At 76.4% G+C, this 14,218-nt stretch carries 11 protein-coding genes; 8 read left to right on the top strand and 3 right to left on the bottom strand.

The features are described 5' to 3' along the window. Window positions 1–6 precede the first annotated feature (6 nt). On the bottom strand, window positions 7–462 hold the full coding sequence (locus BGK67_RS05575; protein WP_069918847.1) for a hypothetical protein: 456 nt from the start codon (window positions 460–462) through the stop codon (window positions 7–9). A 114-nt stretch (window positions 463–576) separates the two neighbouring features. On the opposite strand from BGK67_RS05575, the gene BGK67_RS05570 reads away from it, so the two are divergent. After that, the gene (locus tag BGK67_RS05570) at window positions 577–873 is read left to right on the top strand and encodes a hypothetical protein (protein WP_069918846.1); all 297 of its coding nucleotides are present in this window, start codon (window positions 577–579) and stop codon (window positions 871–873) included. A 189-nt stretch (window positions 874–1,062) separates the two neighbouring features. Here the strand turns inward: BGK67_RS05570 and BGK67_RS05565 are convergent, their stop codons facing one another. Further along, window positions 1,063–1,500 carry a hypothetical protein gene (locus BGK67_RS05565; protein WP_069918845.1) on the bottom strand — a complete coding sequence of 146 codons (438 nt, stop codon included), beginning with the start codon at window positions 1,498–1,500 and terminating at the stop codon, window positions 1,063–1,065. 259 nt (window positions 1,501–1,759) lie between these two features. On the opposite strand from BGK67_RS05565, the gene BGK67_RS05560 reads away from it, so the two are divergent. The 7 genes from BGK67_RS05560 to BGK67_RS39885 all read left to right on the top strand — a co-directional run bounded on the left by BGK67_RS05560 (window position 1,760) and on the right by BGK67_RS39885 (window position 12,764). Further along, the gene (locus tag BGK67_RS05560) at window positions 1,760–2,635 is read left to right on the top strand and encodes an MFS transporter (protein WP_079154037.1); all 876 of its coding nucleotides are present in this window, start codon (window positions 1,760–1,762) and stop codon (window positions 2,633–2,635) included. Window positions 2,636–2,710: 75 nt separating this feature from the next. Continuing rightward, entirely contained in the window at window positions 2,711–3,496 is a 786-nt protein-coding gene (locus tag BGK67_RS05555) for a peptidoglycan-binding domain-containing protein (RefSeq protein WP_069918844.1), read from the top strand. 301 nt (window positions 3,497–3,797) lie between these two features. Continuing rightward, window positions 3,798–4,874 carry an RNA ligase (ATP) gene (locus BGK67_RS05550; RefSeq protein WP_069918843.1) on the top strand — a complete coding sequence of 359 codons (1,077 nt, stop codon included), beginning with the start codon at window positions 3,798–3,800 and terminating at the stop codon, window positions 4,872–4,874. 808 nt (window positions 4,875–5,682) lie between these two features. Then, complete coding sequence (locus tag BGK67_RS05545; RefSeq protein ID WP_069918842.1) at window positions 5,683–8,268, top strand: glycoside hydrolase family 3 C-terminal domain-containing protein; 2,586 nt, start codon at window positions 5,683–5,685, stop codon at window positions 8,266–8,268. A 133-nt stretch (window positions 8,269–8,401) separates the two neighbouring features. Next, window positions 8,402–11,074 (top strand): S8 family peptidase, encoded by a 2,673-nt coding sequence (locus BGK67_RS05540; RefSeq protein WP_069918841.1) that lies wholly within the window; start codon window positions 8,402–8,404, stop codon window positions 11,072–11,074. 47 nt (window positions 11,075–11,121) lie between these two features. Next, window positions 11,122–11,268 (top strand): hypothetical protein, encoded by a 147-nt coding sequence (locus BGK67_RS38720; RefSeq protein WP_167739547.1) that lies wholly within the window; start codon window positions 11,122–11,124, stop codon window positions 11,266–11,268. A gap of 131 nt (window positions 11,269–11,399) precedes the next feature. Further along, window positions 11,400–12,764 (top strand): LacI family DNA-binding transcriptional regulator, encoded by a 1,365-nt coding sequence (locus tag BGK67_RS39885; protein WP_244291154.1) that lies wholly within the window; start codon window positions 11,400–11,402, stop codon window positions 12,762–12,764. 50 nt (window positions 12,765–12,814) lie between these two features. On the opposite strand, the gene BGK67_RS05530 is transcribed toward BGK67_RS39885, so the two are convergent. Beyond that, window positions 12,815–14,125: an ROK family transcriptional regulator gene (locus BGK67_RS05530; protein ID WP_069918840.1), complete on the bottom strand. Its 1,311-nt coding sequence runs from the start codon at window positions 14,123–14,125 to the stop codon at window positions 12,815–12,817. Window positions 14,126–14,218 lie beyond the last annotated feature (93 nt).

Raw genomic sequence — 14,218 nt, 5'->3', positions numbered from 1 at the left:
CGGGGGTCAGCGCGGGGGTTCCACCTCGAGGAAGCGGCGTCGGCGGGGGCCCCGGTAGAGGAGGCAGACCCAGCCCATCCGCTCCAGAGCGGCCGCGCAGGCCGTCAGCCGCTCCTGTTCCTCCTCGGCCGCGCCCCCGCCCTTGGGGCCGGTCCAGGTCACCTCGACCCGCCCCGGCTCCGGCCCGGCGGCCACGAGGTAGCCCGTCCTCGTCGGCCGGCCCTCCGCGTCCGCCGCCGACGGCGTGATCCCCGACGCCTCCAGGACCAGGGCCACCGCACGCGACGGCCGCCGCAGCTCCCACGGTGCGGGAACCGCCTCGCCCGCAGGGCCGTTGACCAGACGGCGGATCTGCACCAGCCCCTCGTAGGCCGTACGCAGCTCCGCCGCCCGCCCGGCGTCCGGCGCGGCCGGGCCGTCACCGGTCGCGGGCTCGAAGCCCTGCCCGGCTGCTCCCGTCATCACCCACCACCCTCCCCGGCCGCGCCGGCGTCCCGGCCGGCTGAGTACCTTGTGCCCAACGGCCTGAGTATCCGCCCCGATTCCCCGCCGCGCCGCCGCTGGTCGAATGGGGTCATGATCTCCGAGGCCTCCAGCAGCGCGCCGGCCCGCCCGCGCATGCAGCACGTCACCACCGCCGGTTCGGCCCTGGCCGTCGCCCTGGTCCCGCTCGTCGTCGGCGTGCTGCTCGCCAAGGCGATGGCCGCCGACCCGATGACCCCGGTCAACGCCCTCATCGCGGGCGGCGGCCAGCGCGCCGCGCTGCCCCGCGGCGAATGGCGCCGCCGCGGCCACAGCACCGTGCACCGCCTGCGGGCCGCACGCCGCGACACGGTCCGCCGGTGCGCCGAGGCGTGCGGCCGCCGCCCCTGAGCCACCGGGCCCCGGTCGGCGGGTGACCTACGGCGTCGCGGCGAGCGGCTTCTGGAGCTCGACAGCTCGACAGCTCGACAGCTCGACAGCTCGGCGCGCCGGCGGGCCGCCCCCCGTCGAGGATCGTCCGCACCTGGTCGAGGGTGAGGCCGCGTTCCTTGAGCGGTCAAGCCTCGCATCACGGTCTGGTCAGCGGCCGTACTGGCGCAGGCACAGGTCCACGAGGGAGGGCGGGACGGTGCCCTCGGCCGCCGCGCACACGGCGTCCATGCCCAGGGGCGGGGCGGGCCGCCGCACCGGGTGGGGGAGCACGGGCTTGGCCGCGCGGGGGCGCCGCGGAGGAGCCGCGGGCTTCGCGGGCCGGGGGACGGGCGGCCGGCCGGCCCGGGCCGCGGGCGGCGCCTGCGAGGGATCCGCGCCCGGGTCGTCCGCCGCGGCTGCCGGCAGCTCACCCAGCGGCAGGGCCAGCGGCGGCGCCGGCACGGCAGGCGGCGCGTCCGGCGCGTTGGCGGGCGGTACGGAACCACCGGCCCGAACCGGAGCCGAGTCCTGCGGGCTGACGGAGACGCAGCCGGCGCTCGCGAGCAGCGCGAGGAGGGAGAGGGGCACGGCCCGGCGTAACTGCATCCGACCACCTTGCCGTACCGTCCGGCCGACCGGGGCCCCGCATCACGCGTCCGGGTGACGGCGGCGCCGGCGAAAGGCGGCGGCGCGCAGGAACGGCCGGCGCACAGGGGGGACGACCGGGGCGGTACGGAATGGCCCGGGCGCACCCAGAATGGGCACGGCAGTGCGGGCGAAGGGGGAGGCGCGACCCCCGGCGCCCCGGGCTGCCGCGTCCTGCCCGCCCGCCGACCAGCCCGTACGGAGTCCCGATCCATGACCCCTGCCGCCGCGCCCGGCACCCCAGCGTCGAATTCCGAGCCCGATCAGCAGCACGAGCACGAGAAGCAGAACGACGGCGTCCAGCGGACCGGCCTCGCGAAGCAGGACGAGCCCGACCCCACCGGACCCGGCCCCGAGCCGGACCCGGGCCCTGCTCGGAGAACTCGGCGGCTGGCGGCCCGCCTTCGCCGCCGTCGGCGTCCTCGGCCTCCTCGCCCTGGCCGCACTGCTCCTGCTGTTGCCCCCGCTGCCGCCGACCCGGCACATCACCTTCGGCCAACTCCCCGCCCTGCTCCGCTCGAACCGCGGGGTCAGGGCCGGGGTCCTCGTCACCTTCCTCGTGGTGACGGGGCAGTTCACCGCCTACACCTTCGTACGGCCCGTCCTCCAGGACGTCTCCGGCATCGACGCGGCATATGTGAGCACCCTCCTGCTCGGGTACGGAGTCGCCGGCGTGGTCGGCAACTTCCTGTCCGGGGCCCGCGGGGCGCACCGCACGCTGCTCACGGTCAGCGCCTGCCTCACCGTGATCCTCACGCTGATCGCCGTCCTCCCGGGAGCGGTCGCCGGGACCGTGCTGCTGCTCGCCTGGGGGCTGGCGTACGGCGGCGTCTCGGTGAGCCTGCAACGCTGGATGCTCGTCTCGGCTCCCGCCTCGGCCGAGGCGGCCACCTCGCTCATGGTCGCGATGTTCAACCTGGCGATAGCCGCCGGCGCGTTGGCCGGCGGCCTCGCCGTCGACGGCATCTCGGCCCCCGCCGCTCCGCTCGGCGGAGCCGCCCTGATGCTGCTGGCCGCGGGCACCGTCTGGGCCACCTCGATCCGGCGGCGGTCCGGCAGAACGGATGGAGCAGGGCAGACCGGACACCCGGCTTGACCTGGGCCGTCGTGGACGGCGAGAGTGCGCCGGTCGAGAACCACCCGCTCGAGCAGCACTTCGGAGAGGCCGCCGATGTCCCAGCCGGGGAGACCCGGTGCCCACGACTCCGACGAGAGCGCGGGCATCCCCGACGTCCACCATCCGCTCGTGCGCCCGTACGTCGGCTCCCCGGGCGGGCCGCTGCGGTCGGCGGGGTCGCCCGCCTGGCTGCAGACCGGGCCTCTGTCGTTCCCGGGCCCGGCTCCGTCCCGCGCCGCCGCTCCCGGCCCGGACCCCGATCCGGCCCCCGCTCCCGCCGCGGAGCCCCCTCCGTCGGGCGTGAACCGGCGGCGCGGCGGCGGGCCGGCCGTCGTCGTCGGCCTGCTCGTACTGGCCGTGGCCGCCGGGATCGTCCTGCTGCCCGGCGGCTCCGATCCGCAGCCGCCGCCCCGCTCCGAGCGGGCGCCCGAGCTGTCCGTGCCCGTGCTCCCGGCGCGCAGTCCGGGCACGGACGGTGAGGCCGGGGCCGAAGCCGGCGCCTCCGCACCGTCCGGCAAACCATCGGCGACGACCAGGGCATCCGCCTCGGGGGGAGCGTCCGCTCCGGCCGCCGCGCCGAGCCCGAAGGTGACGCCCTCGCAGAGCGCCCCGGCCGCTGAGCCGTCCGGCGCGCCCGGGACCTTGCGCCTGGGGGACCGCGGGCCCGAGGTGCGCGCCCTGCAGGAACTGCTCTTCGGGCAGGGGTTCACGTACGTCTCGATCACGGGCGTGTACGACGGCCAGACCAAGCGCGGTGTCAGCCAACTCCAGCGCGACCGGGACATCAAGGGCGATCCGCAGGGCGTCTACGGCCCGGCCACCCGGGCGGCGCTCGCCTGATCCGCCCGCCTGGCCGCCCGTCACGTCGTGCCCGTCCGCCGCGAGCCGCGGACAAGTCGCGGCGCCGATGCCCCTGCCGCCGCCGGTGACGACGGTGACCGGACGAGGTGGCATGGCGGTTCCGGGGCGCCGAGGTGCGTTGGGGGGCGAGGATACGTCTGGCGGCCCGAACATCCCCTCGCCCCCCAACCACCCCCCATCCCCCCTCGCCCCTAGCACTCGGAAAAGCGTTGGACCAGCGAAAATGGCGGCGCCGAGAGTGGGGTCGGCACGACATCCGCACGTCCGAGGGGGACCTTCCATGTCGACTTTGAGAGTCACCGCCGAAGAGCTCACCGTCCACGAGCATCCGAACGCCGACGCGTTGGAGCTGGCCCAGGTGGGCCTCTACCGCGCAGTCGTCGCCAAGGGCGCGTACCGCACGGGCGAGTTCGCCCTCTACATCCCCGAGCAGGCGGTTCTGCCCGTCGGGTTGATCGAGGAACTGGGCCTGACGGGGCGCCTCGCCGGTAGCTCCGCCGACCGGGTCAAGGCGGTCCGGCTGCGCGGGGAGCTCTCGCAGGGTCTGGTCTGCCGGCCGCGGGCGCTCGCCGACGTCGACCTGGTGCGGGCGGCCGAGGAGGGCACGGACTTCGCGGAGCTGCTCGGCATCACCAAGTGGTCGCCGCCCGTCCCGACCACGATGAGCGGCGACGTGGAGTCGGCCCCGGACCTGATGCCGTGGGTGGACATCGAGAACCTCCAGCGCTATCCGCACATCTTCGAGCCGGGCGAGCCCGTCGTCCTCACGGAGAAACTGCACGGCACCGCCGGTCTGTTCACGTACGTCGCGGACGGCGAGCGGGTACTGGTCTCCTCGAAGGGTTTCGGCGCGAAGGGGCTCGCGCTGCGGGAGGACGAGCGCAACGTGTACTGGCGGGCCGTACGAGGCCACGGGGTACCGGCGGTCGCGGCCGCGCTGGCCGCGCGGCTCGGCGCGTCAAGGGTCGGGATCTTCGGGGAGGTGTACGGGGCGGGCGTCCAGGACCTGGCGTACGGGACGGACGTACGCACCGCGGACGCGCCGCCGGGGTACGCGGTCTTCGACGTGTCCGCGGAGATCGACGGGCAGGTGCGGTGGTTGGATCCGGCGGAGGTGCTGGGGGAGGGCGAACTGCCGCTGGTGCCGCGGCTGTACGAGGGCCCGTACGAGCTCGACAAGGTGCTGGAGGTGGCCAGCGGACGCGAGACCGTGTCCGGGCGGAGCCTGCACCTGCGCGAGGGGGTCGTCATCCGCCCTGCGACGGAGCGCTACAGCCCGGTCGTGGGCGGCCGCGCGATAGCCAAGGCGGTCAGCCCGGCGTACCTGACCCGCAAGGGCGGCACGGAATACGAGTGACGGGCGTTGGCCTGCACGACGCCATGGCCGGGGCCGGGGGCCTTGCCGGGCCGACGCCATGGCTCCGGCCCGTGCCCTTGCCGGGCCGTGCGCTCGGCCCGGACCTTGGCCCCTGCGGGGCCGTGCCCAGCCTGGGCGGGCGTCGTGCCCTGGCGGGGCGGTGTGGTAGCTGAGGGGCGGGGTTGGGTCGGTGCGGCACCGTTGCCGGGGCTCCGCCCCGGACCCCGCGCCTCAAACGCCGGCGGGGCTGGGATTGCCTTGCGGTATCAGCCCGCCTGGCGGGTGGCGTGAGCGGAATCCAGCCCGGCCGGCGCTTCGCGGGCACGGGCCCCGCCCGGCAGGTGGCGCCGGCCGAATCCAGCCCCGCCGGCGTTTGAGGCGCGGGCGCGGAGCGCCGTATGGGGTCTGGGGCGGAGCCCCAGTTTCGGGAAGGGGCGGGGTGGGGAACTGCCCGCGCAGCGGCCCACGTCCAGGCCCAGGCCGCACGGACCGCCCCGGACCGCCTGCCCGACCGCCCCCCGTCGGCTTGCGTCCCAGACTCGGCCCGACCGTCCTGCGCTGCCGGGCGCGGCCCTGCCGCCCCGTCCCGCCTGCCGGCCTGGCGGCTTGGCCGGTCGCTCCCGTGCGGCCTGACGGCTTGGCCAAATCGTCCCGCGCGACCTGACGGCTTGGCCGGTCGGTCCCGCACGGCCTGGCGGGTCGGCCTGTAACGCCCGTCCCTGGCAGCGGCGTTGACACCGCGCCCGGGGCACCGGGATCATCGCGGGAGAGCGCTCTCCCAAGATGATCCGGCGAAAGGCACACCGGCATGGACCGCCGCCCCGAGCCCCCACTCGACCTGCGCGCAGCCATCCGGCTCCTCACCGGCGCCGACACCTGGCGGACCCACGCCGAACCGGCCCTCGGACTGCGGGAGATGGTGTTCTCCGACGGCCCCGCCGGCGTCCGCGGGCCCGGATGGGACGAGGCCACGACCTCCGCCCTGCTCCCCTCCGCCAGCGCTCTCGGCGCGCTCTGGGACGAGGACCGGGTGCGACGGCTCGGCGAGCTGCTCGGGGGCGAGGCCCGCCGCACGGGGGTGCACGTCCTCCTCGCACCCACCCTCAACCTGCACCGCAGCCCGCTCGCCGGACGGCACTTCGAGTGCTTCTCCGAGGACCCGCTGCTCGCGGCCCGCACCGGCGCGGCCCTCATCCGCGGCATCCAGTCCCGCGGCGTGGCGGCCACCGCGAAGCACTACGTCGCCAACGACTCCGAGACCGAACGACTCACCGTCGACGTCCGGGTCGGGGAACGGGTGCTGCGCGAGCTGTACCTCGCTCCCTTCGAGGCGGCGGTCCGCGCCGGTGTCTGGGTGGTGATGTCGGCGTACAACCAGGTCAACGGACAGGCCATGACGGAGAGTCCGCTGCTCGCCGATCCCCTGAAGGAGGAGTGGGGCTTCGACGGGGTGGTCGTGTCCGACTGGGGCGCGGGCCGGTCGACGGCCGCCTCCGCCGTCGCGGCGCAGGATCTGCTGATGCCGGGCCCCGGCGGGCCCTGGGGAGAGGCGCTCCTGGACGCGGTGGAGCGCGGGCTGGTCCCGGCCGCGGCGGTCCGGGACAAGGTGCGCCGTGTACTGAGGCTCGCCGAACGGGTCGCCGCCCTCGACGGCCCGGCCCCCGCCGCCGACCCGCCCCCCGGCCCGGGCGCGGACGAGGAGGAGACCGGTGTGCGGGGGCTGTTGCGCGCGGCCGCCGCCGCGGGTTTCGTGCTGCTCGAGAACAGGGGTGGGCTGCCCCTGGAGCCCCGGGCCCTGGCCGGTGTCGCCGTGATCGGGGCGCACGCCGACGACCCCCGCGTCCAGGGCGGCGGCAGTTCCGAGGTGTTCCCGCACGCCGTGGTCACCCCGCTGGCCGGGCTGCGCGCCGCGCTGCCCCCGCAGGTGCGGATCGTGTACGAGCCCGGACCGGCCCCGGAGGGCGCCGGCGGGCCCGCGCCGCTCGGGGTACGCCACGCCCGGGACCCGCAGAGCGGTGCCCCCGGGGTACGGCTGCGCGTGCTCGACGCAGCAGGCGGCGTGCTGCACTCCGTCCACCAGCCCTCCGGCCGGGTGCCGGAGCCCGAACTGCCCCCGGGCGCCCACACCGTGGAGCTGGCCGCCGTACTCCACCCGGACACGACCGGCACCTGGACCCTCGGGCTCGGCGGCTTCGGCACGCTCGGCCTCACGGTGGCGGGAGCACCGGTGCTGGCGGGGGAGTTCCCGCCGGAGACGGACGATCCGGCCGTGGTGCACGTCCGCCCGCCCCAGCACACCGCCCGCGTCCACCTCACCGCCGGCCGTCCCGTCGAGGTCCGCGCGCGCCGCCGGCTGGCCCCCGGCACGGGCCGGGCCACCGTCCTGACGGCCGCCGCCCCCGCCCCCGACCGCGCCGAGTCGCTGGCCGCCGCCGTGGCCGCCGCCCGCGCGGCCGACGTGGCGGTGGTCTGCGTCGGCACCACCGACGGCGCGGAGTCCGAGGGCCACGACCGCCTGGCGCTGCGACTGCCCGCCCCACAGGACGAGTTGGTGCGCCAGGTCATCCGGGTACAGCCCCGAACCGTCGTCGTCGTGAACGCGGGCGGCCCCGTCGAACTCCCTTGGCGCGCCGAGGCCGCCGCCGTCCTCCTCACCTGGTTCCCCGGCCAGGAGGCGGGCCACGCCCTCGCCGACGTGCTCCTCGGCCGCACCGAGCCCGGCGGCCGGCTCCCCACCACCTGGGCCGCGACCCTCACCGACGCCCCGGTCCGCACCACGCGCCCCACGGCCGGGGTCCTCCCGTACGAGGAGGGGCTGCACATCGGGTACCGCGCCTGGCTGCGCGAAGGCACGGCCCCCGCCTACTGGTTCGGGCACGGCCTCGGCTACACCTCGTGGGGGTACGAGGCCGTCGGCGCGCCGCGCCCGCAGGCGGACGGGGGCTACGAGATGCCCGTCGTGCTCCGCAACACCGGCTCCCGGTCCGGCCGCCAGGTGGTCCAAGTCCACCTCTCCCGGCCCGACTCGGCGGTCGACCGGCCGGTGCGCTGGCTCGCGGGCTGGTCGGCCGTGCGGGCCGCACCGGGCGAGCGGGTAACGGCGTACGTACGGATCCCCGCGCGCGCCCTCCAGCACTGGTCTCCGGCGGCCCGCGCCTGGGTGACGGAGCCGGGCCGTTTCACCGTACGGGCGGGCCCGACCGCCGGCGAACTCCCGCTGCGGGCCCGGCTGGACACCACCGAGCCGTGCGCCCCGCCGGCCGCTCCCCGGTTCCCCCTCGACTCTCCCGCGCCGGCCGGCAACCGAACCCCGCCCCCCGTGTGTGGTACCGGGGAACGCTTCGGCACGCGCACGAAGACGGGGGAACACGGATGGGATCCACTCCACGAGTGAGAAGGGCGGCACTCGCCGCCGCGTTGGCCGGGATGCTGGTCACCGGAACGGTGTCGGCAGGCGGCGGGCCGGCGCTGGCCGCGAACTCCACCGCACAGGACGGCAGGCAGCCCCGGCGAAGCCGCCGGCGACCGTGACGCTGATCACCGGCGACCGCGTCGTCGTCGGCGCCGACGGCGGCGTCGTCCGGCTGATCCGCGGCCAGGGCCGTGCGGGGACCGGCTTCTCGGTGCGGCGCGAGGGCGAGCACACGTACGTGATTCCGCAGGACGCCCTGCGCATGGTCGGCGACGGCGTCCTCGACCGGCGCCTGTTCGATGTCGCCCAGCTGGTCCGCGACGGGTACGACGACGCGCACGGCAGCACGCTGCCCCTGATCGTCGGCTACCGGCGGGACGCCGCAGGAGCCCGTATCACCACCGGCGACGTGCTCGCCGGGGTCGCCCGCGAGCGCCGACCGCTGCCCGCCGTCGACGGCGAGGCGTTCGACGTGCCCAAGGCGGAGGCCACCGCCCTGTGGGCGGCGATCGCCGGACGCGGCGGCGCCCGCACGCCGGGAGCCGCACCCGAGACGCCCATCGCCCGCCTGTGGCTGGACGGCAGGGTCCGCGCCGTCCTCGACACGAGCGTGCCGCAGATAGGCGCGCCCGCCATGTGGCAGGCGGGCTACACCGGTCAGGGCGTCAAGGTGGCCGTCCTGGACACGGGCGTCGACGAGACCCACCCCGATCTAAAGGGCGTCGAGACGGCCCAGAAGAACTTCAGCGGGTCTCCCGACTCCCAGGACCGCCACGGGCACGGCACGCACGTGGCCTCCACCGTCGCCTGGTCGGGCGCCCAGTCGGGCGGCAGCCGCAAGGGAGTCGCGCCCGGCGTGCGGATCCTGGACGGCAAGGTCCTCGGCGACGACGGCTTCGGCTCGTACTCGGACATCGTCAGCGGTATGCAGCGGGCCGTGGACCAGGGCGCGGAGATCGTCAACATGAGCATCGGCGGCCTCGACGACCCGGGCCTCGACCCGATGGAGGACGCGGTCGCCCGGCTCTCCGGCCGGGCCCTGTTCGTGGTGGCCGCGGGCAACCACGGCGACGGCGCCCGCACGATCAACTCGCCCGGCAGCGCCCCCGCGGCGCTCACCGTCGGCGCGGTCGACAAGCAGGACCGCATCGCGGACTTCTCCAGCCGGGGCCCGACCGCCGCCGGGGAGTCCAAGCCGGACCTCACCGCCCCGGGCGTCGACATCACCGCCGCGCAGAGCACGCAGAGCGCGTATCCCCGCGGCGACGGCTACCTGACCATGTCGGGCACCTCGATGGCCACCCCGCACGTCGCGGGCGCCGCCGCCCTGCTGTTGCAGCAGCACCCCACCTGGAGCGGGGCCCAGCTCAAGGCACTGCTTACGGGATCGGCCGAGCCCGACCCGGCGCTGGGCGCCCACGCCCAGGGCACGGGCCGCGCCGACCTGGCACGGGCCGCAACGGCCTTCGTCGTCTCCGAGCCCGGCTCGCTCGCCTTCGGCACGCACTCCTGGCCGCACGCCGACGACAAGCCGGTCGCCAAGCCCCTCACCTACCGCAACCACGGCGCCGAGGCCGTCACGCTCCGGCTGAGCACGGCCGCGACCGACCCGGCGGGCCATCCGGCCCCGGCCGGGATGTTCACCGTCAAGGACGCCGAACTCACCGTCCCCGCCGGCGGCAGCGCGACGACCACCGTCACCGCCGACACCAGCAAGGGCACGGTCGACGGCGCGTTCGGCGGCACAGTGCTGGCCACCGGGGGCGGCCAGTCGGTGCGCACCGGCCTCGCGGTCGGCCGCGAGGTGGAGTCGTACGACGTCACCCTGCGGCACCTGGACGTCGACGGGGCGAACCCGCTGACCTACTCGACGACGGTCACCGCGGTCGACACGGCCGGCGAGAGCCCGGTGGGGCACGGCGAGGTCCCCTACGACCCGAGCGGCACCGTCGTCCACCGGCTGCCCAAGGGCGAGTACCTGCTGGAGAGCCTCGTCTTCAGCGAGGGCAACCGCATGGCCGTCTTCGTCCAGCCGGTCCTGAAGGTGGGCGCGGACACGACGGTCCACCTCGACTCCCGCAAGGCCAGGCCGTTCGCCGTCACCGCCCCCGACCGGGCCGCACGGCTGGTCGCCTCCAGCGCCGCGTACGAGTACCCGCCCGCGGGGGTGGCCGGCTACTTCGCCACCGACGGCCACACCCGGCTCCTGACCGCCGCGCTCGGGCCTGCCGCGCCCACCCTGAAGGCCCAGTACAACGGCCTCTGGAAGAGGCCCGGCGCGGCGGGCGAGGACGTCGACCACCGGCTCGCCTTCCACCGCACGGGCAGCTGGTTCACCGGGCTCGACCGCACCGTCAAGCGGTCCGAGGTCGCCGAAGTGAAGCTGGGCTTCGGGGCGTCCGTCACCGGGGCGAAGGGCGTGGTCGGCGCCACGCCGTTGGACGGGGAGGGCTTCTCCGCGGGCGCGCAGCCCGAGTCGGAACGGAGCCTGCCGCTGGCCGCCGCCCAGTACGTCAACACCGCCGGCGTGCGCTGGGCCTGGACCGCCTCGCAGCTCAACGCCCTGCGCGAGGAGCGCATGATCTACACGACGGGTCCGGTGGCCTACAAGCCGGGCTCGCGCCACACGCTGCACTTCAACACCGGTGTCGTCGGCCCCGATCTGGCGGCCGGGGAGGAGCAGGGCGCGAACCGGTACGGCGACTACATCGACGCCCGGGTCCAGCTGTTCAACGACGGCAGCGGCCACTCGGAGCGGCTGCCGAGCCCGGCCGGGTCGCCGAGCTGACCGTCAAGGTCTCGTACGACGGGGGCGCGACCTGGAAGCCGCTCACCGTGACGACCGACGCGAAGGGGGCCCGCTCGGTGCGGGTGAAGCACCCGGCGGCGGCCGGCGGCGTGTCCTTCCAGGTGGACCTGAGGGACAAGAGCGGCAACACGATGCGGGAGACCATCACGGACGCCTACCGGCTCGCGCCGTGAGCGGCGGGGTGCCCACGGCCCGGCACCGCTGAACCCTCCGGCCCGGCCCCGCACCGCGCGGGGCCGGGCCGGGGCCGTCGCGGGGGGAACCGGCCGGGCTGCGCGGTGGGCGCGGACGCTACAGTGCCGCCATGCATACGGGGCGGGGTACGGGAAGGGGCCTGGCGGGAGCGGGAGTCGGGGCGGGCGGGGCGCCGACCCTGGAGGACGTGGCCCGGGCGGCGGGGGTGTCCCGGGCCACGGTGTCCCGGGTGGTCAACGGCGTCCGGAACGTGGACCCGGCCATCCGGCAGGCGGTCCTGCGGGCCGTCGCCGCGACCGGGTACGTGCCGAACCGGGCCGCCCGGTCGCTCGTGACCCGCCGGTCCGGAACGGTCGCCCTGGTCGTCTCCGGCGCGGGCGCAGGCGCGGGCGCGGGCTCGGGGGAGGCCGGGGCGCGGGACGGGTTCGCGGCCCGGGTGTTCGAGGACCCGTTCTTCGGGCGCGTGGTCAGCGGGGTCGTCCGTGCGCTGCGGCCGGCCGGGGTGCACCCGGTGCTGATGTTCGCCGACACCGGGGAGGACCGCGCCGAGGTGCTCGCGTACCTGGCGCAGGGCAGCGCGGACGGAGCCCTGCTGGTCACCACCCATCCCCGGGACCCGCTCCCCGGGATGGTCGCGGCGGCCGGGCTGCCCGCGGTGCTGTTCGCCCGCCCGGCGCCGGGGGTGGCGCTCGACCACGTGGACCTGCGCCACCGGGAGGGCGGGGCCCTGGCGGCCCGGCACCTGCTCGGGCTGGGGCGGGGCAGGCTCGCGGCGATCGGCGGCCCGGCGGACCTGCCGGCGAGCCGCGAGCGGCTGGCGGGCTTCCACGAGACGGCGACCGGCGGCGACGGCGGCGACGGCCGCAACGGCCAGGACGGTCACGGCGGTGACGGCGGGCGAGACAGCCGCGACGGCGGCGACGGCCACGGCCGCCGAGCTGCCGGCGACGACTACCACGGCCAGGACGCTCACGGCGGTTACGGCGAGCGCGGCAGCCAAGACGGCGCCGCCGCCGAGGACGGCGGCGACGGCGGCGACGGCCGACACGATGGCGGCGACGGCCGTCACGCCCGCGGCCGCCGTCACCCAGCCCCCCGCCGCCCGGCGGCGGTGCTGCGCGTCGCCGAAGGGGACTTCACGCTCGACGGGGGCGAGCGGGCGATGCGTTGCCTGCTGGTCGAACAGCCCGACCTGGACGGGGTGTTCGCCGCGAACGACCTGATGGCGCAGGGGGCCTGTCTGGTGCTGCGCGAGCACGGCCGCCGGATCCCGGAGGACGTGGCCGTCGTCGGCTTCGACGACTCCGCCGCGGCGTCGGCCTGCCGGCCCCGGCTGACGACCGTACGCCAGCCGGTGGAGGACATGGCGGCGGAGATGGTCCGCCTGCTCCTGGACCGCGTCGCGGGCACCGCGGCCCCGGAACGGGCCTCGGTGCTGTTCGCGCCCGCCCTGGTGGTCCTCGACTCCGCCTGACCGGTCCCGGTGCCGCGGCCACGCTCCGGCGAACCCCACCGCTCGCGGCCTCAGAGGCCCGCGCCGCGCACGTCCAGGGCCGTGCGCCAGCCCGGGGGTTCGGCCGGCGGGCCGGGAGCCGTGCGGCGGCCGCCCGACGCGAAGAAGGCGGAGAGGGGGAGGGTCGCCGCGCCGACCGTGACCGCGTCGGGGCCCAGCGAGCCCAGGCCGACGGTGACCCTGTCGGCCGGATGGCGCAGCGCGTACCGGGTCGCGTGCCCCCGTACCGACGGGAGGATGTGGGGGCCCAGCATCAGCCCCGCCCAGCCGCCGATCAGGATGCGCTCCGGCTGGAACAGGTTGATCAGGTCGGACAGGCCCGCGCCCAGGTACTCCGCGGTCTCCTCCAGGACCTCCCGCGCCACCGGGTCCCCCGTACCGGCCGCGGCCAGCAGGGCGGACAGGGCCTCCTCCTCGTCCACGGAGTCCACCGGACGGCCACCCGCCGCCCCGCCCCGCTCCGCCCAGCGCGCCAGCAGGGCCTCGGCGCCCGTGTAGGCCTCCAGGCAGCCCAGCGCGCCGCACCGGCAGCGCCGCCCGCGCACGGAGACCGTCAGGTGGCCCCACTCCAGCGGGGTGCCCTCCGTCGTCCCGCCGTCCGGTGAGCCGTCGGTGATCAGGCTCGCGCCGACGCCGGAGCCGAAGAGCACGACGACCGCCTCCCGGGCCCCGCGGCCCGCCCCGAACCACATCTCCGCCTGGCCGAGCGTCCGCGCGCCGTTGTCGATGATGTACGGGACCTCCTCGGGCAGGGCACCGGTGGCGCGCAGCAGCTGCTCCAGCGGCACCGCGTCCCAGCCGATGGTCTGGCCGTGCACCACGGTCCCGCCCTGCGCGTCGCGGTCCACGATGCCCGGCACCCCGACGCCCACGCCCAGCAGCCGCTCGGTGCCGACCCCGGCCTCGGCGAGCACGGTCTCGATGCCGTGCCGGATGTGGTCGACGATGGGTCCGACGTCGTAGCAGCCGCGCGGCGACAACGGCATCTCCGTGCGCGCGAGTTCGGTGAGGGTCAGGTCGAACAGCTCGACGCGGACCCGGGTTTCGCCGACGTCGACGCCGATCATGTGGGCGCTGCCGGGGGAGACCCGCAGCAGGGTGCGGGGCCGTCCGCCGTCGGAGTCGACGATGCCGGCCTCCTCCAGCAGCCCGTCCGCGACGAGCTCGCCGACGACGTTGCTGACGGACCCCGAGCTCAGTCCGGTGGCGGGCCCCAGTTCCTGGCGGCTCATCGGACCGCCGAAGTACAGCCGTTGGAGGACGGCGCTCCGGTTTCCCCGCCGCAGGTCCCGCACCGTTCGCCCGCTACGCCCCGTGGTCATCCGGCCCCTTCCGCAGTGACAAGGCTCGCAACATACCCTTGCGCGACCCCTTGACGCGACCCTTTCACGAGGCTTAACTCACGTCCTAAATTA

It is taken from the genome of Streptomyces subrutilus, from assembly GCF_001746425.1.
Taxonomy (GTDB): domain Bacteria; phylum Actinomycetota; class Actinomycetes; order Streptomycetales; family Streptomycetaceae; genus Streptomyces; species Streptomyces subrutilus_A.
This window is presented reverse-complemented; position numbering and strand designations above follow the sequence as displayed.